At 30.5% G+C, this 23,706-nt stretch carries 24 protein-coding genes, 1 tRNA gene and 1 rRNA gene; 14 read left to right on the forward strand and 12 right to left on the reverse strand.

Annotated elements, in window-relative coordinates:
* Window positions 1–18: 18 nt before the first annotated feature.
* From Q0617_RS03345 to Q0617_RS03375, 7 genes are all read right to left on the reverse strand, one after another.
* A complete protein-coding gene (locus Q0617_RS03345; RefSeq protein WP_298750472.1) occupies window positions 19–663 on the reverse strand; it encodes a CDGSH iron-sulfur domain-containing protein in 645 nt (214 codons plus the stop codon).
* A gap of 37 nt (window positions 664–700) precedes the next feature.
* Complete coding sequence (locus Q0617_RS03350; protein ID WP_298750473.1) at window positions 701–1,405, reverse strand: pirin family protein; 705 nt, start codon at window positions 1,403–1,405, stop codon at window positions 701–703.
* A gap of 3 nt (window positions 1,406–1,408) precedes the next feature.
* On the reverse strand, window positions 1,409–1,912 hold the full coding sequence (locus tag Q0617_RS03355) for an NAD(P)H-dependent oxidoreductase (RefSeq protein ID WP_298750474.1): 504 nt from the start codon (window positions 1,910–1,912) through the stop codon (window positions 1,409–1,411).
* 3 nt (window positions 1,913–1,915) lie between these two features.
* Window positions 1,916–2,689: a class III extradiol ring-cleavage dioxygenase gene (locus Q0617_RS03360; protein ID WP_298750475.1), complete on the reverse strand. Its 774-nt coding sequence runs from the start codon at window positions 2,687–2,689 to the stop codon at window positions 1,916–1,918.
* A 9-nt stretch (window positions 2,690–2,698) separates the two neighbouring features.
* A complete protein-coding gene (locus Q0617_RS03365; protein ID WP_298750476.1) occupies window positions 2,699–3,265 on the reverse strand; it encodes a YceI family protein in 567 nt (188 codons plus the stop codon).
* A gap of 42 nt (window positions 3,266–3,307) precedes the next feature.
* A complete protein-coding gene (locus Q0617_RS03370; RefSeq protein ID WP_298750479.1) occupies window positions 3,308–3,748 on the reverse strand; it encodes a MarR family transcriptional regulator in 441 nt (146 codons plus the stop codon).
* Window positions 3,749–3,842: 94 nt separating this feature from the next.
* Complete coding sequence (locus Q0617_RS03375; protein ID WP_298750481.1) at window positions 3,843–4,025, reverse strand: hypothetical protein; 183 nt, start codon at window positions 4,023–4,025, stop codon at window positions 3,843–3,845.
* A 199-nt stretch (window positions 4,026–4,224) separates the two neighbouring features.
* On the opposite strand from Q0617_RS03375, the gene Q0617_RS03380 reads away from it, so the two are divergent.
* The 6 genes from Q0617_RS03380 to Q0617_RS03405 all read left to right on the forward strand — a co-directional run bounded on the left by Q0617_RS03380 (window position 4,225) and on the right by Q0617_RS03405 (window position 9,715).
* Window positions 4,225–5,334 carry an alanine--glyoxylate aminotransferase family protein gene (locus Q0617_RS03380; protein ID WP_298750484.1) on the forward strand — a complete coding sequence of 370 codons (1,110 nt, stop codon included), beginning with the start codon at window positions 4,225–4,227 and terminating at the stop codon, window positions 5,332–5,334.
* Window positions 5,334–6,179: an ATP phosphoribosyltransferase regulatory subunit gene (locus Q0617_RS03385; protein ID WP_298750486.1), complete on the forward strand. Its 846-nt coding sequence runs from the start codon at window positions 5,334–5,336 to the stop codon at window positions 6,177–6,179. Before Q0617_RS03380 ends, Q0617_RS03385 begins: the two co-directional genes overlap by 1 nt.
* A 6-nt stretch (window positions 6,180–6,185) precedes the next feature.
* Window positions 6,186–7,436, forward strand: a complete 1,251-nt coding sequence (locus Q0617_RS03390) for an adenylosuccinate synthase (RefSeq protein WP_298750488.1) — start codon at window positions 6,186–6,188, stop codon at window positions 7,434–7,436.
* 5 nt (window positions 7,437–7,441) lie between these two features.
* Window positions 7,442–7,993, forward strand: coding sequence for a DUF507 family protein (locus Q0617_RS03395; RefSeq protein ID WP_298750490.1), 552 nt, complete (start codon window positions 7,442–7,444; stop codon window positions 7,991–7,993).
* Between the two features lies 1 nt (window position 7,994).
* Window positions 7,995–9,113: a glutamine-hydrolyzing carbamoyl-phosphate synthase small subunit gene (gene carA / locus Q0617_RS03400; protein ID WP_298750492.1), complete on the forward strand. Its 1,119-nt coding sequence runs from the start codon at window positions 7,995–7,997 to the stop codon at window positions 9,111–9,113.
* 65 nt (window positions 9,114–9,178) lie between these two features.
* Window positions 9,179–9,715, forward strand: coding sequence for a cyclic nucleotide-binding domain-containing protein (locus tag Q0617_RS03405; RefSeq protein WP_298750495.1), 537 nt, complete (start codon window positions 9,179–9,181; stop codon window positions 9,713–9,715).
* Here the strand turns inward: Q0617_RS03405 and Q0617_RS03410 are convergent.
* From Q0617_RS03410 to Q0617_RS03430, 5 genes are all read right to left on the reverse strand, one after another.
* Window positions 9,712–10,194 (reverse strand): phosphatidylglycerophosphatase A, encoded by a 483-nt coding sequence (locus tag Q0617_RS03410; RefSeq protein WP_298750497.1) that lies wholly within the window; start codon window positions 10,192–10,194, stop codon window positions 9,712–9,714. The two genes, Q0617_RS03405 and Q0617_RS03410, sit on opposite strands and share 4 nt — an antisense overlap.
* Window positions 10,194–11,078, reverse strand: coding sequence for a response regulator (locus Q0617_RS03415; protein ID WP_298750499.1), 885 nt, complete (start codon window positions 11,076–11,078; stop codon window positions 10,194–10,196). The genes Q0617_RS03410 and Q0617_RS03415 overlap by 1 nt, the downstream gene beginning before the upstream one ends.
* The gene (locus tag Q0617_RS03420; protein WP_298750501.1) at window positions 11,078–12,199 is read right to left on the reverse strand and encodes a bifunctional 2-C-methyl-D-erythritol 4-phosphate cytidylyltransferase/2-C-methyl-D-erythritol 2,4-cyclodiphosphate synthase; all 1,122 of its coding nucleotides are present in this window, start codon (window positions 12,197–12,199) and stop codon (window positions 11,078–11,080) included. Before Q0617_RS03420 ends, Q0617_RS03415 begins: the two co-directional genes overlap by 1 nt.
* An 87-nt stretch (window positions 12,200–12,286) precedes the next feature.
* A complete protein-coding gene (locus Q0617_RS03425; RefSeq protein ID WP_298750503.1) occupies window positions 12,287–13,105 on the reverse strand; it encodes an HDOD domain-containing protein in 819 nt (272 codons plus the stop codon).
* An 8-nt stretch (window positions 13,106–13,113) separates the two neighbouring features.
* The gene (locus Q0617_RS03430; protein ID WP_298750506.1) at window positions 13,114–15,555 is read right to left on the reverse strand and encodes a diguanylate cyclase; all 2,442 of its coding nucleotides are present in this window, start codon (window positions 15,553–15,555) and stop codon (window positions 13,114–13,116) included.
* A 136-nt stretch (window positions 15,556–15,691) separates the two neighbouring features.
* Between Q0617_RS03430 and thiC the strand changes: the two genes are divergently transcribed.
* The 8 genes from thiC (at window position 15,692) to Q0617_RS03470 (ending at window position 23,635) form a co-directional block, all read left to right on the forward strand.
* Window positions 15,692–17,041: a phosphomethylpyrimidine synthase ThiC gene (gene thiC / locus Q0617_RS03435; RefSeq protein ID WP_298750508.1), complete on the forward strand. Its 1,350-nt coding sequence runs from the start codon at window positions 15,692–15,694 to the stop codon at window positions 17,039–17,041.
* 10 nt (window positions 17,042–17,051) lie between these two features.
* The gene (locus tag Q0617_RS03440) at window positions 17,052–17,264 is read left to right on the forward strand and encodes a hypothetical protein (protein WP_298750511.1); all 213 of its coding nucleotides are present in this window, start codon (window positions 17,052–17,054) and stop codon (window positions 17,262–17,264) included.
* A gap of 87 nt (window positions 17,265–17,351) precedes the next feature.
* Window positions 17,352–18,467, forward strand: coding sequence for an Mrp/NBP35 family ATP-binding protein (locus tag Q0617_RS03445; protein ID WP_298750513.1), 1,116 nt, complete (start codon window positions 17,352–17,354; stop codon window positions 18,465–18,467).
* Between the two features lie 149 nt (window positions 18,468–18,616).
* Complete coding sequence (locus tag Q0617_RS03450) at window positions 18,617–19,768, forward strand: PLP-dependent aspartate aminotransferase family protein (RefSeq protein ID WP_298750515.1); 1,152 nt, start codon at window positions 18,617–18,619, stop codon at window positions 19,766–19,768.
* Complete coding sequence (locus tag Q0617_RS03455; protein WP_298750517.1) at window positions 19,769–21,265, forward strand: PLP-dependent transferase; 1,497 nt, start codon at window positions 19,769–19,771, stop codon at window positions 21,263–21,265.
* Window positions 21,266–21,268: 3 nt separating this feature from the next.
* On the forward strand, window positions 21,269–21,616 hold the full coding sequence (locus Q0617_RS03460) for a nucleotide pyrophosphohydrolase (RefSeq protein WP_298750519.1): 348 nt from the start codon (window positions 21,269–21,271) through the stop codon (window positions 21,614–21,616).
* Between the two features lie 308 nt (window positions 21,617–21,924).
* Window positions 21,925–23,447: ribosomal RNA gene (locus Q0617_RS03465) — 16S ribosomal RNA — on the forward strand.
* A 111-nt stretch (window positions 23,448–23,558) separates the two neighbouring features.
* Window positions 23,559–23,635: transfer RNA gene (locus tag Q0617_RS03470), tRNA-Ile, on the forward strand.
* Window positions 23,636–23,706 lie beyond the last annotated feature (71 nt).

Consider the following 23,706-nt stretch of genomic DNA (forward strand, 5'->3'; position numbering starts at 1 on the left):
TGCCTTTTTTTATGCTTTTTAAAAAGTATAACTATCATCTTTTAGATTTGCATGGGAATAGTCACAAAAAGGTTTGTTTTGAGAGTTTCCACAACGGCAAAGGGTAAACTTTGTTTTGTTTGCAAATGATGACCATTTTTCAATTTTGATATTAATAGGACCACGCACTTGTATAGGACCATGTTTAATAATATCTATTTTCTCTTTTTGACAATCTTCTAATTGACAATCATCATTTTTGTTTAAAGTATATGATAGTGCACCAGAAGGGCAATCTTCTACTGAGGCTATGATATCTTCAATAGTTCCTTTTTCAAGATTAATCCAATCATTTGAACCAGATGTATAGATATCTGGAAATTTCTTTACACAGTTTTCAGAACCTGCACAAATTGATCTATTAAAGGTAACTGTTACACTTTTTGAATCATAAACTTGAAGTATCTCTTCTTCTAAATCATTTTGTGATGTGAACTTATATTTTATATGTGTTCCATCACAAAAGGGTTGAGTATTTGATCTTCCACATCGACATATAAGGTTAGTTTTAGCCAAATTCATGGCTTGGCAGTCATAAAAAAGTATATCTTTTAAAGTCTCTTTTGTTTGGTTAACAATTTTTAAAGGCCCATTTTTAATAGGTTCTATTGACAACTTTTTCATAATCAATCCTTTTTTTATGATTTATTTAATAATAACCTTAAGCCTCTTTCATTTCAATAAATAGAAAATGAGAATTTGTTATAGCCTCTATAGTTATTTTTTCCTCTTTTGTTATCTCCATGGCATCACCACTTTTTAACTCAATTCCATTTATTTTTGAACTGCCTTCTATTTGTGCAAAATATACTTGTCTTTGGTTTTGTATTTCAAAATCTAGACTTTTTGATTTTTCTAATTCACTTACATACATATTTACATCTTGATGAAGCTTGATTTTGGCATTGCCATCTTGTGATGATACGATATTCAATAATTTATTTTTTCTTTCATCTTGAAGATATCTTTTTGAACCATAAAGTCTTGGAAGGCCATTTTTAGGAGGTATAATCCAAATTTGCAAAAGTCTTAAATCTTCAGTTTTATTGAGATTATGCTCACTATGATAGATGCCATCACCTGCACTTAGGTATTGTACTTCACCTCTTTTAAGAGTTTCACTATTACCCATAGAATCCTTATGTGTAATCTCTCCTCTAACAACATAAGAGACTATTTCCATATTTGCATGTGGGTGTGTATCAAAACCACTTTCAGTGTGAATAATATCGTCATTTAGAACTCTTAATACTCCAAAGTTAATATTATCTGCATTTCTATAGTCTGCAAAACTAAAGTGAAATCGACTTTCTAACCATCCTAAATTAGAAGTGCCCATATTTTCCTTTAAAAGTTTTTTTAACATAAGTTACTCCTTTATTATTTGGACAAACTGCTCTAAGATTTTTTTTGAACTTTCTTTATCCAATGATTTTGTATAAGTTGTTATTATTTCTCTTGGCATAACAATGGAACCTAATCTTGTAAATTGGTTTCTCATTGCATTTGATACATCAATTCCATTACTTCCCGAGTGAGTTGCTAATTGAATTTTTTTTAATGAAAATAAAGCTCTAAAGTCATCTCCTATTCTTGAAATCCATGCAATCATATTTACCAATGATGGAGGTAGTGAAAAGTTATATTCAGGAGAAACAAAAACGTAAGCATCTGCTTTTTTCATTTTATTGGCAATATCTAAAGCTTTTTGTGGGATACCATCATTTTGCTCTTTTAAAGTATCATACATTGGAAGCTCAAGTTCTACTAAGTTTATTATTTCGCTTGTTTTATTCTTTTCTTTTAATTGTTCTTGTAATATTTTTGCAAGTTTCATATTTTCATTTAAACTTGCCACAAAAATTAATATCATAATTTACTCCTCAAATAATATAGTATCCATTGATAGATTTCCATACATATAAACATCATGTAAAGATTTACCAACTTTACTTTTAGATGCACCTAAACTCACAAAAAGAGGTAAAAAATGCTCAAGAGTAGGGTGGTTGTGTGCTAAATAAGGAGCTTGTTTATAGTTAGAAAGGGAGTCTATATCTGCTTTTTCCAGTTTATCTACTACCCAATCTCTAAACTCTTTTGCATAAGGTTTTACATCTGATTTATTTTCATCCCAAACTATATCACCTAGATTATGAGTCATTGAACCACTGCCAATAATTAAAGTATCTTCTCTTAGTTTATATAAAACTTCTCCTAAATGCATCAACTCTTTGGCATCATAAGTTAAAGGTAAAGAGATTTGTATGATAGGAATATCTGCTTTTGGATATAAAAACTTAAGAGGTGACCAGACACCATGGTCATAACCACCTCTTGAGTAATCCTTTTGTATATCAATTCCATTTGATGTAAGTAAATTTACGATTTCATCATTTTTTTCTTTACTACTAGGGGCTTCATAAGTTAATGCATAAAGTTCTTTTGGAAAATTATAAAAGTCATATATAGTGTGAGGGTTATCTTCATACAGTATTTTTAAACTGTTTGTTACCCAATGTGCAGATATTACCAAGATATATTTAGGGGTCTGGAACTTTGTTGAAAGTTCTTCTAAAAATTTTGTTGTATTATTTTTCATCAAGGCAAGTCCAGGACTGCCATGTGAAATATATATACTTGGTAACATCATACTTCCTTATTTAGCTAAAATACCTTCTAGTTCTACATTGATTTTTACTGTTTCACCAACAACAACTCCACCTGCTTCTAAAGTTTTGTTCCAGTTAAGTCCATAATCTTTTCTATTGATTTTTCCACTTAATGCTAAACCAACTCTTCTATTTCCCCATGGGTCAACAATACTTCCATTATTTTCAAAATCAAGTGCAACTTCTTTTGTAACACCTCTCATTGTTAACTTACCATATGCCTTATCATCTTCAATTTTATCTAAAGTGAAAGTAAGATGAGGGAAATTTGCTGCATCAAAAAAATCTTCAGATCTTAAATGTTTGTCTCTTTTTTCATTTTCAGTATTTATTGAAGCTACTACAACATTACCAGTTAAATTTTCTAAGGTGTTAGTTTTTTCGTCATATTCAAAAGAACCTGTAAATTTATCAAACTTTCCAGTTACACTTGAAATCATTAGATGTTTAACTTTAAAGCCAACATTTGAGTGATCTTTATCAACGTTATATGTTCCTGCAAATAATGCACCAGCTGCCAATATTGAGATTAAACCTAATTTTACGATATTCATTTTCTTTCCTTTAATTACTAATTAGTAGTATATGTTTAAATTTTAATTTACTTTATAGACTTTATCAAGTAGAGAATATAAAGTATACAACTCTTCGTCATCTAAAACTTCTAAAGCATTATATAGATTTTTTGCATGATTTGGAAATACTTTTTCTATTACATCTTTACCTTTTTGAGTAATGGTTAAAATAGATGCTCTGTTATCGTTTGGATCTTTTATTGAAGTTATCCAGCCATCTCTTTTTAGGTTTTTTATAACTACTGTTATATTGCCTGGCGTACTCATGGTAAGTTTTGTAATAGAACCAATATTTAAATCACCTCTATGATATAAAACTTCTAAAACTTTAAATTGATTAAATGTAAGGTCAAATTGAGATAAGTAAGTTATAGTTTTATTTGTAATTTTTAGTGCAGTCTTTTCTAATCTAACAATTGTTTTCATAGATTTGTCTGTTCTTTTCCCATAACTTTTCATCATCTTCAACTCCTTAAAAGAAGTATACTACTAATTAGTAATAAATGTCAAGTAAAAAAGCCTAAGACTTTTATATTCTCTTAGGCTTTTGGAATAATTATGCTTTTTTAGCTATTTTTTTAGCAGCTTTTTTAGCAGTTTTTACTTTAGTTGGTTTTTTAGCGATTACTTTTTTAGTAATTTTTTTAGCTAATTTTTTAGCAGGTTTCTTTTTTGCAACTTTTGATGCAGCCTTTGTTGCTATTTTTGCAACTTTTTTCTTTTTAAGTAATTTTGACATGTTTTTTCCTTTTGTATTTATCTATTACTTCTATATAAAAGTAATAATATATAGACATTGTAATGAATAAAAAATATTTTGTCAAGGTATTTAAAAGAAAAAGCTAAAAAATCTCAAAATTTACGTTTAACCATTTAATAATCTATCTTTGGATAAAATTTACCGTTTTACTCAAATGAAAGAAAATTAAGGAAAATGAATGTTATTGACTCCAGGTCCTACTCCAGTACCAGAATTCGTAAGAAAAGCTATGGCTGACGTTACAATTCATCATAGAACACCAGAGTTTGAATCTATTTTTGGACAAACTAGAGAATTATTATTAGAAATTTATGGAATGGATGAGGTTGTGATGCTAGCATCTAGTGGCTCAGGTGCAATGGAAGCTTGTGTTACTAACTTAACAACAAAGAAAGCCCTTACTATCAACTCAGGAAAGTTTGGTGAGAGATTCGGGAAAATTTGTAAAGCTTTTGATATCCCATATACAGAAATAAAAAATGAATGGAACACTCCTGTTAGTGTAGAAGAAGTTATAGAAGCAATAAAAAATGATAAAGAAATTGACGCAATATTTATTCAAATCTGTGAAAGTGCAGGAGGATTAAGACATCCTGTTGAAGAGATTGCAAAAGAAGTAAAAGCATTAAATAAAAGCATTACAATAGTAGCTGATGGAATTACTGCAATTGGTGTAGAAAAAATCGATACTACAAATCTTGATGCTGTAATAACAGGAAGTCAAAAAGCACTTATGCTTCCTCCTGGTCTTGCAATGATTGGTTTAAGCAATGTTGCTGTTTCAAAAATTGAAAGCCAAGCAAAAGGTTTTTATTTTAATTTAGCAACTGAAATTAAAAAACAAAAAACTAATACAACAGCTTGGACAGCAGCAACAACCTTGATTATAGGTTTAAAAGAAATTTTATCACATATAAAAAATAGTGGTGGGTTTGATGCTTTATATGAAAAAACAGCTTTAAGAGCAAAAGCCTCAAGAGAAGCTTTAAAAGCAATTGGGTGTGAGATATATCCAAAATCACCAGCTGATGCTATGACAACAGTTTATACTGAAAATGCTCCAGCTATTAGAAAACTTTTAAAAACAAAATATAATGTAAATATTGCAGGTGGTCAAGATCATATTAAAAATTCTATTTTTAGAATCAACCACATGGGACTAGTTGAAGATTTTGAAGCTTCATGGGCTGTAAATGCAGTGGAACTTGCAATGGATGAGTTAGGATTAAGAGAGTTTGATGGTACAGCAAACAGAGTATTTTTAGCAACAACTTTTAAAGGTAATTAATGATATTTGAACATGAAATACCTAAAGGAAGCCGTCTTTATTTTGGAAAAACAGCCAAATTAAAAAGAGAACTTGAAAATAAAATTAGTGATATATTATATGAGAATAATTTTGAAGAGATAGTAAGTCCTAACTTTTCATACTCTCAACATCAATCAATAACTGATGAGAAAAAATTAATTAATTTTTCAGATGTAGAAAATAATCAAGTCTCTTTAAGAGCTGATTCTACACTAGATGTAGTAAGAATTATTACTAAAAGATTGGGAAGAACTACAGCACATAAAAAATGGTTTTATGTGCAGCCTGTATTTTCTTATCCTTCAAAAGAGGATTATCAAATTGGGTGTGAGTGGATTGACCATGACGATATAGGGGATATTTTAAATCTGATTGCAAATATTTTAATAAATATTAATGTTAAACCAATTTTACAATTATCAAATATCAATATTCCAAAACTTGTATCAAAAGAGTTAGATATAGATATTGAACTTTTCAAAAATGGTGAAATAGCACAGTTATTTGATTTAGATATATCTTGGTTAAACTCTTTGATTAGAGTTAAGAGTATTGAGGATTTAAAAGATGTAGTACCCTTGGTACCAAGTAGTATAAAAACACATCTTGAAAAGCTTTTGAATACAGCATTAAAAGTTGACTATGACAATTTGGTTATAGCTCCTTTATATCATGGTAGTTTAAAGTATTATGATGATGTTTATTTTAGAGTTATTCAAAATAATTTTGTTATCTGCAAAGGTGGCAAGTATAGTGCTGATGGTATAAGTTCATTAGGGTTTGCACTATATACAGATAGTTTACTAAAAATTTTAGAGGATTAATAGGGTATGAAAGCAGATTTAATAGTAGGAATTCAGTGGGGTGATGAAGGTAAAGGTAAGATGGTAGATATGCTTGCCCAAAATTACGATATGGTTTGTAGAAGTCAAGGTGGACATAATGCCGGACATACAATTTGGGTTGATGGAGTTAGATATGCATTGCATTTAATTCCATCAGGTGTATTAAATCCAAAAGCTATAAATATAATTGGTAATGGAGTTGTTTTAAGTCCAGAATCAATCATAAAAGAGATGGAGCAGTTTGATAACTTAGAAGGAAGACTTTTTATCTCTGATAAAGCACATCTTAATCTACCTTACCATGCTTTGATTGACCAAGCAAAAGAGAGATTAAAAGGTGACAAAGCTATAGGAACTACAGGAAAAGGAATCGGACCTGCTTATGCTGAAAAAATAAGTAGAACAGGATTTAGAGTAGGTGAGCTTTTAAACCCAAGTAAACTAACTGAAAATATAATTGAATATTTTATTCAAAATAGAGCAATTTTTGATGTATTACAAATAGATACACCAACAAAAGATGAATTATTAATTATAATTAGTGAATATAAGAATAAATTAGCACCATTTATTGCAAATACAACAAATATGGTTTGGGATGCATTAGATAACGATAAAAGAATACTTTTAGAAGGTGCACAAGGGACGCTACTTGATATTGACCATGGAACATACCCTTATGTAACTTCTTCAAGTACAGTTAGTGCAGGAGCTTGTACAGGACTAGGAATTAATCCAAAAGATATTGGAATAGTTACTGGAATTGTAAAAGCTTATTGTACAAGAGTAGGAAATGGACCTTTCCCATCTGAAGATCATGGAAATGATGGTGATACAATGGCTACAGTTGGAAAAGAAGTTGGTACAACAACTGGAAGAAAAAGAAGATGTGGTTGGTTTGATGCTGTTGCTGTTAAACATGCAAGTAGATTAAATGGTTGTGACCAATTATCATTAATGAAACTTGATGTTTTAGATGGATTTGAGAAAATTAAAATTTGTAAAGCATATGAGTTTAATGGAGAAGTTATTACTTATATGCCTTCAGAATTAGATGATGTAAAACCTATTTATGAAGAGATAGATGGCTGGGATAGTGTTGTTGGTTGTAGAGACTATGATAAACTTCCCCAAAATGCAAAAAAATATATTGAAAAAATTGAAGAATTAACTGGTGTAAAAGTAGGTATAATCTCTACATCACCAGAGAGAGACGATACTATAATTAGAGGATAATATTTATGAGAATGAAATTACATCATACACCCTACATATCAAGAAGAATTTCAAGAGACCTTGTAAATTGTGAATTTGTAGAAGTAAGAAAAACTAGAGATGAAATCACAAATGAAGTTGAGAGAATTTTAGATATAGATATCGAAAAAGAGCATGACTTAGATGAAAAAGTTGATGAAATATTAGCAGAACAAGAAGAAGAGATTGCATTCTTAAATGCTGATTATAGACAACTTTTTTGGATGACTAAAAAAAGACTTGCCAATGAGTTTGGCGTAATTTTAAATAATGATGATAGATTTTCAGACATCTCTCACCAAATTTTAGACTTCCTTTGGGAAGAGGATTATATTCATTATACTGTATCAGATAATAAAGTAAAAAATGTTATATTTGATTCAATTAGTGAATTTCTAAAAGGTTTTGAAAAAGCAGATGATGCAGTATATGAAAAAGTTAAGAATTATAAAAGAAAATTAATACCAGGTACTGATGAGTATGATATTGTTTATCATAGATTATACGAAGAAGAGTTAATAAAAAGAGGATTGATTTAAAATGCAAAAAGTGTGGATATATTTAGAAAACGGAACATTTCTAGAGGCAAATTCTTTTGGTGCAAAAGGTACAGCAGTTGGAGAGATTGTATTTAATACATCTTTAACTGGATATCAAGAAATAATAACAGATCCAAGTTATGCAGGACAGTTTGTTACTTTTACTATGCCAGAAATTGGAAATGTTGGTGTAAACAAAGATGATATGGAGAGTAAGACAGCTTATTGTAAAGGTGTTTTAGTAAGAAATTATCACCATGAATATTCTAATTATAGAGCAGAAGGTGATTTATGTGCCTTATTAAAAGAGCATAATGTTTTAGGTATAAAAGATATTGATACAAGATATATAACTAAAATGTTAAGGGATGAAGGGGCGATGATGATGATTGCTTCTACTGAAATCTCTGATAAAGATGAATTAGCAAAACAATTAGAAAAAAGTCCAAGAATTGAAGATATTAATTATATAGAAGAGGTTTCTACAAAAGAGACATATATTCATAAAAATGGTGCTTGGAATCATCAAAAGCTAAGATATAACAAAGCAGTAATGAGTGATAAAAAAGTTGTTGTTATTGATTTTGGTGTAAAAAGAAATATTCTAAATGAGTTAGTAGAAGCAGGTTTAGAAGTTGAAGTTGTTCCCTCTTCATTTAATGCTGATGAATTAATAGCTAGATTTGAAGCAAAAGAGATAGGTGGTATATTTTTATCAAATGGACCAGGTGATCCCTTAACTTTAACAAAAGAGAAAGAGCAAGTACAAAAACTAATCTCAGCAAATATCCCAATGTTTGCTATTTGTTTAGGTCATCAAATGTTATCAATTGCCCATGGTTTTGATACATACAAATTAAAATTTGGACAACATGGTGGTAACCATCCTGTATCAAATAAAGGGATTGTTGAAATAACTGCACAAAATCATAATTATAATGTTCCTGATAATATAATTGAAATTGCAGATGTTACACATATGAATTTATTTGATAATACAATTGAGGGTGTTAAGTATAAAAATAAAGATATATTTTCTGTTCAACATCATCCAGAAGCTAGTCCAGGACCACATGAATCGAAATACATCTTTAAACAATTTGCAGATATTGTTAAGTAAATAGTTATTATTCTTTGCTTTTTAGTGAAGAATAATAGTATACTTGCATATCAGTAAGGAAAAAAATGGAATCTCCAGAAAATAAAACAGAAGAAGTAGAAAAAACTAAAAAAGAAGATCCTTCCCAAGAAAAGCCAAAAGCTCCTGTAGAAGAAATTGATGCAATGGAGATGCTACTAAAATTAAGTCCTAAAATACCATTCTTTTCTATCATGACCAAAGATGAAATAAAACAAATAATAAGTGAAGTAAAAATTATAACCTACAAAAATAAAGAGATTTTATTTCAAGAGGGTGAAACTACAAGAAATTACATATACTATTTATTAAAAGGTCAACTAAATATAAATAAGAAAAAGCAAGTTGATGCAAAATCAAGTATTAGAATTGCAAGAATAGATAAACCAGCCCTATTTGGCGAGATGATGAGATTAACAGGAGAACCAAGAAGTGCTACTGTTGAAGCAGGAGAGCCTAATACTTTAGTATTAGCTTTTAAAATAAGAGATTTTAGAGAACAAACAAGTATCTCAAAATTTTATAAAAATGTAATTATTGAGTTATCTGACAAAATTGTACAAATGAATAAAAAGCTTTATTAATTAATTACAAACTTCAGTAAAAGTTGATATGTTCCCGCTGCTGCAATCCCCGCTGCTAGACCTGCAAGTAAATCATCACCCATTACACCCCAACCACCTTTAACATCTCTATCAATCTTACCAATAATAGATGGTTTCCAAATATCAAAAAGTCTGAAAAATAAAAATGCTAATGCACCTAAAATGATAGTATTATTTGTATCGTGAATATTTATTCCGCAAATTGAAAGTGCTAGCCACATACCTGCAAGTTCATCAATAACAATCTCTTTACCATCATGTGCACCTACTTCTTTTTCATAGATGTCTATTTGTTTTACAGCAACTGCTGTAATAAGAAGACTTAATAAAAAAAGTGTTGATTCATGTACATATTGTAAAAGAGCAAGTCCCATAAACAAGGCAACAATACTTCCAACGGTTCCTGGAGCCTTAGGAGATAAACCACTATAAAAAAGAGTTAAAAATGCTTTTCTCATTATTTTTTCTTCTCAATTCCTAGTTTTTTTCTTTTTTCCCAAAGGGACTTTCTTGAAATTCCTAGTTTTTTTGATAATTCTGTGTCAGGGTATTTTGTTTGAAATGATAAAACCATCATTTTTACATAATCGTTAATAGTCATAATATTATTATTTAACATAAACATATCAGGACGTAAAAATTCAAGTTTTGAAAAAGGGAAGTCATTCTCTTTTTCTAAAGAACTAATAATGCAATTTTTGTGTTCTATTGCAATACATACATTCTCTTTAGCACTCTTTTTTAAAGTATGATAATCTGTTAGATAAACAATCTCTTTATTTGTTATTGTAGATAACTCTTTTTGCCAAGTTGAACTAGTAAGGGCAATAAATTTAATGGGTAACTTTAATGTTTCTGATACTTCGAATGCAAGTTTATCAGTACATCTTTGAGAATTTGTTTCTATTAATGTTGGAAGTGAGTGGGCAATATTAACATCTGTTGTATCAATCTCTTCAAGTAAGAATTCAACATAAGTTTTTAGTGTAGCAAGTTCTTGTTTCATCTCTCTACACTCTTTGTAATGATAGATTTTTCTAATCAATTCATCCATAATAAATGGTTTCATTATATAATCTTTAGCACCTTCATTAATAGGTTCAGTTACAGTCTCATCACTTATATATGAAACAAGTAAAATAATAATTGAATTTTTATATTTTTGAATAGTTTTTTTTACCATTTCACTTGGTAGAGATGTAGATAACAAAATCATATCATAATCTTTTGTTAAGTTATCATTTGGCATCTCTACAAAGTCACAGGAGTGACCATCGTCAAGTATTCTTGATACTACTTTTTGTGCTAGGTAAATCTCATTTTCTATTATTAATATATTCATTATTCTTTCCAATTAAAATATTTCAAGGTTGCAACAGAGTGAACAGTAATACCTTCACTTCTTCCTACAAATCCAAGTTTTTCTGCTGTAGTTGCTTTTACATTTACAAACTGCATATTTACATTCAATAAATGTGCCATAGACTTTTTAATCTCATATTTGTAAGGACTTATTTTGGGTTTCTGTGCAAGTATTGTAAAATCTACATTAACAATTTCATAGCCAACACTATAAACAAAATTAACTATCTTTTGAAGTAGTATTTTTGAATCGATGTTTTTATAAGCCTCATCAGTATCAGGGAAAAACTCTCCAATATCTCCTGCTCCACAAGCTCCTAGAAGTGCATCAATTACAGAGTGTATTAAAACATCTCCGTCACTGTGGGCTTTAAACCCAAAGTCACTTTCAATTTCTACCCCACCTAGTACCATCTTTTTATTCTCTTCAAAGGCATGAATATCTATTCCAAATCCAGTAAAAAAGTTTTTACAAGGAGCTTCTAAACAGTTATTTGCTTTTAAGTCATCTTCAAAAGTTAATTTATTGCTTTGTGTACTTCCCTTTATATATAAAACTGATTCACCTATGTTTTTTATTGCAGAGCTATCATCGGTGAAAAGAGTAGTTGTACTTAGGGCTTTTTTAAGAATTTTTGTATTTGAAAGTTGGGGTGTTTGTATAAGTTTTACATCATCTCTATTGATAGTTTCATTTTTAAATGTTACAGTATCTGAAACATTTAAGGTAGGAACTATACAAGAAGCTTTGTCTTTATTTGATATTAAATCTAAAATTACATCTTTTGGTACACAACATCTTGCAACATCGGTAACCATAACATAATCAGAATCAATAGTTTCAAGGGCATTTTTTATGGAGTCTTGTCTGGTGTCACCACCTAATACAAAATCATAATCATCAGAAAAATTTTTCATATAAGTTAATTCATCTTTTGATGAAGTAATAATGACTTTGTCAAAATTATAGTATGAAGCAATTTTTTTAGTAACAAATAACCATAGTGGAATATTTCCCACTCTTAGCCACTGTTTTTTGCTACTAAGTCCAAATCTTGAAGAAGATCCAGCACATAATACTAAAAGTGTAACTTTAGACAACAAAACCCCCTGTGTAAAAAAGTTACAAATTATATCTAACGTTACTTATGATAAATTTAAGTAAGGAAATTAATTGCTATGTAAATGCTACTCTTCTTCTATTTTTACTTTTATTCTATCAATTGCATTAACAAGTGGTTCAACTTCTAATCCATACTTTCCTGCAAGTGCTAAAGCTCTTTCTACACATGCATCACCAAGTGGTTCTCTAATATCAGTTAAAATTTTAACAACTTCTAAAATTTTAACTCTTCTTTGATACTCTTCTGGACATTGGTCAATTTTTCCAACAAATCCAATTGTAAAAATAAGATTATGACTTAAATTCCAGTGTTTGAAGATATTAGCTGTAATTCTTGAGCATGAGAAACCAGTAAACTCTTCTTCAATCTCTGATAATAACTTATCTTCTTTTAATGCTTGTTGGAACTCTTCTACTTTACTTTGTTCTTGAATTAATTCAGAAATGATAAACTTTCCAGTTTCTTGTAAGAAAGCTGGTAAAAGTAACTCTTCTTTTAATCCAAAGTCAATTTCTCCAACCCAGTTATTTATAATATTTGAGGCTAAATTAGATGCCATTAAGAAATCATCCGTAGAGATACTATATGCACTTAGATTAGATTTTATTAAATCTTGAACAACTGAACCTAAAGCAATAGAAATTGTAAAATTTATTCCAAGTAAATTTACTGCTCGACTTGGAGTTTCCACTTCACTTCTAAATCCAAACATGGCAGAGTTTGCAACTCTTAATAGTGTGGTAATGATAAGAGGATCTTGTTCGATTATTTTTAAAAGCTCTATTGGCTCTTTATCGGGTCGTCTTCTAAAGTTTTCTAACTCAATAACACTATTTGGTAAAGGTGGTAACGACTCTATTTTTTCTATAATATCATTTTTCATTTATATCCCTATTCTTCATAAAATAATAGATTATTTTTACTTATTATTGCCTTATCTAACGTTTTTACAGATTTGCTATATACATCATATTGAGTAATTGTTACGCTAATAACGAAGTCAAGGTTAATCTCTTCGCCATTTTTATTTATTTTAAACTTCATAAGTTTATCAATTAATGTATTAATATAATCCTTGTTTTGTAGTATTATACCAATTTTCCCTTCATTTAGATAGTATATTGAATCATCATCATTAATTAATGTGGAAATTTTATTTATAATCGTTTGTAGGTATTTTTCTCCAACAGTAAATCCAAATTCTTGGGTCATTTTGCTAAAAGATTTTACAAAGATTTGAATAAATATTGTTAAATCACCAGATTTATTAGTTAGGTCAAGTTTTAACTTATGTATATTTTCTAGTCCAGTTGTATTGTTTGTAAAAGTTTTGCTCTCTTTTTTATAACTTGACAAAATATTTTTTAAGTTATTGATAATAAAGTCTTGGTTTTGATTATTGATATATTTAAAATTATCTTCATAAACAGCAGGAAAAATAAATTGAATACTATACTCTTCATCTAGAGGGATAATATGCTTTTTATATCCTTCATCTACTATTGCGGAACTTTTTCTCGTAAGTCCTAAAATTGATATTTCACAAATTCCATAATAAACTTTTTCTGTTAAAAGTGAGCAAATTTGGCTATTAAGTCTCTCATAATTTAAATTATTGAGATTTAGAACTTCACTAGTTATTTGCACAAGTGCATCATTGATATCATATTTTGTTTTTAGTTCACCATACTTCATATAATTTCTAATACTAATTTTCCCCATTGAAGTTAATTCTTCATTGCTTACTTTTTTAATATCAAAAGGAAGTTCTCTAAGCTGAAAATTTCCAAATTCTTTTAAGAGGTTGGAATTAATATATTTATATTCATTTTTTAATAAATCAAATCCATTAATATTTACAAATTTTGAGTATATATCCCTTGACTCTCTTATTGATTGAAAATCTTTAAATTTTGAAAAATAGTATGAAATACTTAAGTATAGTTTTGAAAACATTGGCATAAGATGCGAAGCTATTTTATTCCGTTCTATATATTTATAAATATTTCTAACAAACTTTTCTACTTCTTTTGAGCTCTCATTATTTGTTAAAAAATTTAAAATAACATCAATGGTTTTTAATTTATAAAATTCGTAATAATCATTTTTAAGTGATTTTGAGTTTATTAAGGTTTGACCAATATTTATATAATAGTGTTGGTCGACATTTTCAGCCAACAACAAGATATTATGTATTGGCTCGATATTTTGTATATTATAATTGTCTGCCTCAATAATAAAGTCATTGATGGCACTTCTATAATCTTTTATTTGGCCTAAACTATTTTCATTAATGTATGTTAAAGCAAGTGAATCAATAAGGTCTTGAGTAAGTGATGATAGAGTGATTTCACCATTTCTTGAAAATGAGATAGAGAAGTTTTTTTCAAATAAAACTATACATCTTTTTAAAGAGTCACAAATAAAATACTCCTCTTTTTTAAAGTCATTATGAAGTTTTTTTAGCATAATTAAAAACAGATATGAAGAGTTGCTTCTAAATCTAAAGTACTCTTCCTCTTTTAAACTACTATTACCAGCAAAATTGGTATCTTTTGAAATATGGTACCCATCACTGATTTTTTCAAATAATAGATAATATTGCCCAATCAAATAGTTTAAATCTTTTCCCTTTGAGTCTACAAAAGGAAGGTGTGAAAAATAATAAAGGATTTGACCTAAAACATTATTTAAAATATTTAGATGTTTTTCCTTTAGTTTAGCCGTGAATTTTAATAGATTTATTGTTTCTGTTAAAATCTCAGTGATTGGATTTATAGTCTGTTTTCTTTTAATATCAATTGAGTTTATTAAACAAAGTTTTGTATAAACTTTTAATAAACAAGTATAACAATCAAAAGTAGAATCAAATAGTTCTTCATTTTGTATAGCTTGTAATGAACTCTCATACTCTCTAAATAACTCTTGTATTCCTTCATAATCATAAGTATTATAATCTTTAAAAACTTTATAATTATTTGCCCTTGAAAGAAGATTTATTATGGAGTTTATATCTTTGAAAAATATTGCTGAACCATTTTTTAAAATATTATCTAGTTTTTTATTGATATATAAAACTAAATATTTATTAAAATAGAAATTATTCTTAATTATATTTGCTAAATCATCTGGAATATCTTTTTCCAAATAATATAAGTTGTCAATATAGTCTATAACTGTTATATAGTTCGTTTCTGATGAATTTAAAAGTTTGTCTGTGGTTTTGATAATATTGTATTTTTCGATGATTTTGTGAATAGCTGAGTCTTCAAAATTATCAAATTCTTCTTTTGTTGACAATGAAAAGTTTGAGTTGTTAAAGTCTTCGTTCATAAAAATCCTATGCAATAATTAAAAATTATATAGAAATGATACTTAGAAGATTAATAAATTCAAATTAATTTAATAGATTAAGTTTTTATAAACTTAACTTGATATAATCAGGAAAATTTTTAGATAGGAATATTTTATGAGAGATTGGCTAGATAATCATAAAGATGATGAAGTAAGAACACAGATGTATTATGCAAAAAAAGGCATAATAACTCCAGACATGGAATATGTGGCAAAAGTTGAAAAAATTGACCCCCAATTAGTAAGAGATGAAGTTGCAAGAGGAAGATTAATTATTCCTGCAAATGTAAATCATAAACATTTAAATCCAATGGCAATTGGTATGGCTTCAAGTTGTAAAATCAATGCAAATATTGGTTCTTCAGCTTTAGCTTCAGATATTGCAGGTGAAGTTGAGAAAGTTGATGTTAGCTTAAAATATGGTGCAGATACAATTATGGACTTAAGTACAGGTGGAGATTTAGATGCAATTAGGTCTGCTGTAATTGAACACTCAACTGTACCAATTGGAACAGTGCCTATTTATCAAATTATTCACGACTGTGGAAATGATATCAATAACTTAACAATTGAAGCGATGTTAGAAACACTTGAAAAACAAGCAAAACAAGGTGTAAGCTACTTTACAATCCATGCAGGCTTTCTATTATCAATGATGCCTCATGTTGCAAAAAGAAAAATGGGTATTGTTTCAAGAGGTGGTTCACTTATGGCTTCTTGGATGATGCATTATCATAAAGAAAATCCATTTTATGAAGCTTATGATGATATTTTAGAAATCTGTAGTAAATATGATGTATCTTTATCTTTAGGAGATTCTTTAAGACCTGGTTGTTTATATGATGCATCAGATGAAGCACAATTAGGTGAACTAAAAATATTAGGTGAACTTACACTTAGAGCTTGGGAAAAAGATGTTCAAGTTATGATTGAAGGGCCAGGACATGTACCTTTAAATCAAATTGAGCGAAATATGAAACTAGAGAGAGAGTATTGTCATGAAGCTCCTTTTTATATCTTAGGACCTCTTACTACTGATATTGCAGCTGGATATGACCATATTTCATCTGCAATAGGGGCTGCTGTTGGTGGATGGCATGGAGCTAGTATGCTTTGTTATGTTACACCAAAAGAGCACTTAGGTTTACCAAATGCTGATGATGTTAGAGAAGGTATTATTGCATATAAGATTGCAGCACATAGTGCAGATATTGCAAGAGGTAGAAAAGGTGCAAGGGATATTGATGATGAGATGAGTGATGCAAGATACAGCTTTGATTGGAATAAACAGTTTGAATTATGTTTAGACCCAGAAAGAGCTAAAGAGTATCATGATGAAACACTTCCTCAAGATGTATTTAAAGAAGCAGAATTTTGTTCAATGTGTGGACCAAAGTTTTGTTCATATAAAATCACTCAAAAGATTGTTGAAGAGCATGGTAGTGAAATGGTAGCAGCAGGATAAAAGAAGTTTTATGAAAGTAAAAGTTCTTACTCATTGTCATTGTATTCGGAAACTAAAGTATGACAAAGTTTTTGAATATGATGATAAAGAAAAAGCTTTAAAAAAAGCAGAAGAAATTATTGATGTTATGAACGAAAAGAGTTGTCATACCCATGAACTTACAATTAATCAAAAAGATAATGAGATTGAAATATCAAGTAAAGTTAATTATAAATCATGGTAAATAGAGTATATTTTTTAATTAAGAGAAAAATTATCCTATTTAAAATATAATACGAAAAAATTTAATAATAATTTCAAGGAAATATTTATGGCAGATATAACTAGTATAAAAAAAGAGTTAGAAAAAGTAATCTATCCAGGATTTACAAAATCAATTGTAGAATTTGGCTTTTTAAAAAATGTTGAGGTAAATGGTGATACAGTAAGTATACTTGTAGAGATAACTTCAAGTGCTCAAGAAGTAGAACATGAACTAAGAACAAATATTAAAAATGTATTAGAACAAATTGGTATTACAAATTTAGATCTTCAAGTAAAAAAACCAGAAGCACCAAAGCAAACAAGTAATAGTGTAAGTGGAAAGAATATTGCACCTCAAATAAAAAACTTTGTAATGGTAAGTTCAGGAAAAGGTGGAGTTGGAAAATCAACAACTACTGTTAATCTTGCTGTTGCAGCTGCAATGCAAGGCAAAAGAGTAGGTATTTTAGATGCTGATATTTATGGACCAAATATTCCACGAATGTTCGGATTACAAGGTAAAGAAGTTGAGATTGTAGGAAATAAAGCAAAACCATTCCATGCATATGGAGTAGATGTTATGTCTATGGGCTCACTAATGGAAGAGGGGCAAGCTCTTATTTGGAGAGGTGCTATGATTATGAAAGCAATTCAACAACTTCTAAGAGATATTTTATGGGAAGAGTTGGATATTTTATTTATTGATATGCCTCCAGGGACTGGTGATGCACAATTAACATTAGCCCAAAGTGTTCCTGTAACATGTGGAGTTAATGTTACAACTCCTCAACACGTTGCTCTTGATGATTCAAGAAGAAGTTTAGATATGTTTAAAAAACTTAACATACCAGTTGGTGGAATTGTAGAAAATATGAGTGGATTTATTTGTCCAGAGTGTAATACAGAATCAGATATTTTTGGAATGGGTACTTGTGAAGCATTGGCAAAAGAGTATGGAACAACTGTTTTAGGAAATCTACCAATTGAACCAGCTATTAGAGAAGGTGGAGACAATGGTAAACCAATTGTTTATTTCCAACCTGAGTCAATTTCAGCAAAAAGATATATGAAAGCAGCAGAAACATTGATTACTTATATTGATGAGGTAAGTGAAAAGGCAGAAAATGCTTCTATTCAACCAACAACACCTCCTGGTGTATCTGCTTGTTCAACAGCAAAATAATAATTTAACAATATTTAGAGTTTTTAAACTCTAAATATTTATTCTTCTAAACATCCCACAATATAGACTTTATAAGCAAAAATTATTCTACTTATATCAAATGATTATAAATCCTTAGATATAATGTGCAAAAAACTATTAGGCTTACTATGAAAAAAAATATTGAAACAAAACTTTCACATCTACAAGATTTTGCAACAATTCAAGATCCATATGGTGCTTCGCACTTTCCTATATACAATACAGGAACTTTTGATTTAAAAAAACAAGATGGCGAAAAGGTATATGATTATACAAGAAGTGATAATCCTACAAGAGAAGCCTTAGAAAATCTTTTTACTGATGTAGAAAATGGAGCAGGGTGTGTATGTACGCATACTGGAATTGGGGCAGTATCACTTCTATTTGAAACAGTTTTAAAAGCAAATTCTCAAATTCTTGTTGAAGCTGACTGTTATGGTGGAACTTTTAGATTACTAAAAGTTTTCCAAGGAAAATATAATATTAAAGTACATTTTGCTAACTTTTTAAGTGAACCAGAGTTAGAAAAAATCCTAAAGAATAATAAAATAGATTTAGTTTTATGTGAATCCCCAACAAACCCAGGACTTAAAATCATAGATTTAGGTATGGTATCAGTATTGGCAAAAAAGTATAAAGCACTTTTTGCAGTTGACAATTCATTAGCAACTTTTATTTGTCAAAGACCTCTTGATTCAGGTGCAGACTTTTCACTTTTTTCTACTACTAAATATATTTCAGGACATGGAAGTGTAGTTGCAGGTGCTATTGTTGCAAAAACAAAAGAGTTGGCAGAAGAGCTTCACTATTATGCAAATGCCCACGGGCGAAGTCAAAATCCTATGGATGTATTTTTAATCTCTTTGGGAATACCAACACTTAAAATAAGAATGGAAGCACATCAAAAAGCTTCAATTAAAATAGCAAAGTTCTTAGAAAAACAGAGTTTTATAAAAGCTGTTATGCATCCAGGATTAGAGTCTCATCCTCAATATAAACTTGCAACTTATCAAATGGATTATATTCCAGGTGTTTTTTGTGCAGAATTTATAAATAAAGAGTTTGCAGAAAAATTTATAGAAAGCACTAAAATTTTTGGGGAAAAATGCTCATTTGGAAGTCCTGATTCTAGAGTTGAAATACCTGCAAAAATTTCCCATGCTTCATTTTCAAAAGAAGAACTTGCGGCAATTGGTATAAGTGATGGAACAGTTAGATTTTCTATTGGTTTAGAAAATGTAGATGATTTAATAAAAGATATTGAACAAGCTGTAAAATAGATGGACAAAAGCGTTTTTATAGGCCAAGAGTGTGGACAAACCCTTCCACCAAATAATATTCACGCAGTTAGTGTGAGTATGCCAATACTTCAAGATGTGATAGATTATGAAGAGGGTTATGGAGAGGCAGTAGAGAAGATTAAATCTGGATATCCCAGATTTACTATGCATCCTTATTTAAAAATTCTTGCAATTCATATTAAACAAAAGTACAAAGTAAGTGATGCTTATGAAGTGGTACTTCTAAGTTCTCAAGATGCAGTTGATATTGTAAGTGATAAATATTATATACATAATAAAATAGAAATAAATGAGCCTTTTGGAGTAATATTAGTTCAAAATGGAACTACACAGCTTCAAAAAGTCTTGATGTTTATTCAACATGTTGGATGTAATTTATCTTCTAGATTTGCTGAGGATTACTTATATAATGTAGGATTAATAGATACAAAACATAAGGAAGAGATAGAAAAAGAAGAAGTTGCAAAAGATATAGTAATTTCAACTTTAGCAAAAGCTTATAATCAACCTACTAAAAATATTACCTTATCACCATCAGGTATGAATGCTATATATGGAGTGGTAAAAGGTTTACGTTCAATTCAAAGAAGAAATGGTAGAGATATCTTAATTCAACTAGGATGGTTATACCTTGACACTATGAATATAGTAAAACATCACTATGATCAAACGAAAATTTTTCCAGATATTAAAAACTTAGATTTATTAGAAGAGTATTTAAAAGAAAATGGTTATAAAATAACTGCAATTATTACAGAAATACCTACAAACCCACTTTTACAATGTGTTGATGCAAAAAGATTAAAATCACTTTGTAAAAAATACAATATTCCCTTAGTTGTTGATACAACACTCTCTACATCATATAATATAAATTTTGAAGATTATGCAGATATTTGTATTGAATCACTTACTAAATTTGCATGTGGAAATGCAGATGTTTTAATGGGCGCAATTATTTTAAACAAAAACTCAAAATTATCCTACATGGATGTGGAGTTTTTTAAACATTGTGATAAAGCTTATATAAAAGATATCCAAAGATTGGCTTTTGAGATTAAAAATTATGAATCAAGAGTTAAAAAAATTAGTTCAAATACAAAAGCATTAGTAGAGTATTTTAAAACATGCTCTTATATAGATAAGATATATTATTGTTTAAATAGTGAAAATGAGTCAAACTATAAACAAATAATGAAAGATGAGAACTCATATACAGGGCTTATCTCTGTAACATTTAAAAAATCTTTTGAAATAGTTTATAATAATTTAAATTTTGCAAAGGGCCCAAGTTTAGGTACTGAGTTTACTCTTCTTATGCCTTATACCTATCTTGCCCACTATGAATATACAAAAAGTGATCAAGGTTTAGAGCTTTTAGAGAAGATAGGACTCCCAAAAGATATACTTAGAATATCTGTAGGAAGTGAAAATATTAATGACATTATAAATGAATTTAAAAGATTGGAGGATTAAATAATGGATATGGAAAAAATAAAAGATTTAATTTTAACATTTTCAAAACAAAGAGATTGGGATAAATTTCATAATCCAAAAAACTTAGCAATGGCACTTAGTGTAGAAACAGCAGAATTAGTTGAAATATTTCAGTGGCTAAATGAAGAACAAAGTTTAAATTTAGATAAAGCAAAGAGAGAACATTTGGAAGAAGAGATTGCAGATATTGCAGTTTATTTGCTAAGAATTTGTTATTCACAGAATATTGACCTAGAAAAAGCAATTATCTCAAAGATGAAAAAAAATATTGATAAGTACCCACTACATGACAAAAATGGCCAAAAAATAGCCTATGGGAAGAAAAACTAGCACCAAAACCCGAGAACTTTAAAAATTTAAGCCAAGATTAAAGAAAAGCACTTGACAAAGGATAAAAAACCTATTATAATTCCCGTCCAATTTGAGTGATGGAAGTCACGAAGAGTTGAAGTTCTTTAACAAACTACGGTTTAAAAAAGTAAGTAATTTTTATAAACCGAATATGATATAAAACAAGAGAATTTATACAATTCTCGTCTATTAAAAAAACAATGAGTAATGTCAGTAAACAATTGCAATTAATATTTTTAGGAATATTAGATAAAAGAGTTAGACACTAGTCATGATTAAACTAAACATTTATGGAGAGTTTGATCCTGGCTCAGAGTGAACGCTGGCGGCGTGCTTAACACATGCAAGTCGAACGAGAACGGATTAAAGCTTGCTTTAATTGTCAGCTAAGTGGCGCACGGGTGAGTAATATATAGGTAACATGCCCTAGAGAGGGGGATAACAGATGGAAACGTCTGCTAACACCCCATATGCCTTTAAGTCTTAAGACTGCAAGGGAAACATTTATGGCTCTAGGATTGGCCTGTACGGTATCAGCTAGTTGGTGAGGTAATGGCTCACCAAGGCAATGACACCTAACTGGTTTGAGAGGATGATCAGTCACACTGGAACTGAGACACGGTCCAGACTCCTACGGGAGGCAGCAGTGGGGAATATTGCACAATGGACGAAAGTCTGATGCAGCAACGCCGCGTGGAGGATGACACATTTCGGTGCGTAAACTCCTTTTATATAGGAAGATAATGACGGTACTATATGAATAAGCACCGGCTAACTCCGTGCCAGCAGCCGCGGTAATACGGAGGGTGCAAGCGTTACTCGGAATTACTGGGCGTAAAGAGCGTGTAGGCGGATAGATAAGTTGGAAGTGAAATCCTATGGCTCAACCATAGAACTGCTTCCAAAACTGTCTATCTAGAATGTGGGAGAGGTAGATGGAATTTCTGGTGTAGGGGTAAAATCCGTAGATATTAGAAGGAATACCGATTGCGAAGGCGATCTACTGGAACACTATTGACGCTGAGACGCGAAAGCGTGGGGAGCAAACAGGATTAGATACCCTGGTAGTCCACGCCCTAAACGATGAACACTAGTCGTCGCTCTGCTTGTCAGGGCGGTGATGCACTTAACAGATTAAGTGTTCCGCCTGGGGAGTACGGTCGCAAGATTAAAACTCAAAGGAATAGACGGGGACCCGCACAAGCGGTGGAGCATGTGGTTTAATTCGACGATACGCGAAGAACCTTACCTGGTCTTGACATAGAAAGAACTTTCCAGAGATGGATTGGTGCCTGCTTGCAGGAGCTTTCATACAGGTGCTGCACGGCTGTCGTCAGCTCGTGTCGTGAGATGTTGGGTTAAGTCCCGCAACGAGCGCAACCCTCGTCGTTAGTTGCTAACAGTTCGGCTGAGAACTCTAACGAGACTGCCTACGCAAGTAGGAGGAAGGTGAGGACGACGTCAAGTCATCATGGCCCTTACGACCAGGGCTACACACGTGCTACAATGGGGTATACAAAGAGCAGCAATACAGTGATGTGGAGCGAATCTCAAAAATGCCTCCCAGTTCGGATTGTAGTCTGCAACTCGACTACATGAAGTTGGAATCGCTAGTAATCGTAGATCAGCTATGCTACGGTGAATACGTTCCCGGGTCTTGTACTCACCGCCCGTCACACCATGGGAGTTGATTTCACCCGAAATTGGGAAGCTAACCTTCGGGGGGCTACCACTTACGGTGGAATTAGCGACTGGGGTGAAGTCGTAACAAGGTAACCGTAGGAGAACCTGCGGTTGGATCACCTCCTTTCAGAGTAATGAGATTAGATTCGTTTCTAATCTCAAGAAATAAAATAAAATGGGTATACATCCAATATCATATTCGGTTTGTAAAGGTTATTGAAAATAATAGGTGAAGAATGGGCCTATAGCTCAGCTGGCTAGAGCGCTCGACTGATAATCGTGAGGTCCCAGGTTCAAGTCCTGGTAGGCCCACCATGAAGATAATCTTTGTTGGGGAATTAGCTCAGCTGGGAGAGCGCCTGCCTTGCACGCAGGAGGTCAGCGGT

Origin of the sequence: uncultured Arcobacter sp., from assembly GCF_937982575.1 — a bacterium.
Classification (GTDB): Bacteria; Campylobacterota; Campylobacteria; order Campylobacterales; family Arcobacteraceae; genus Arcobacter.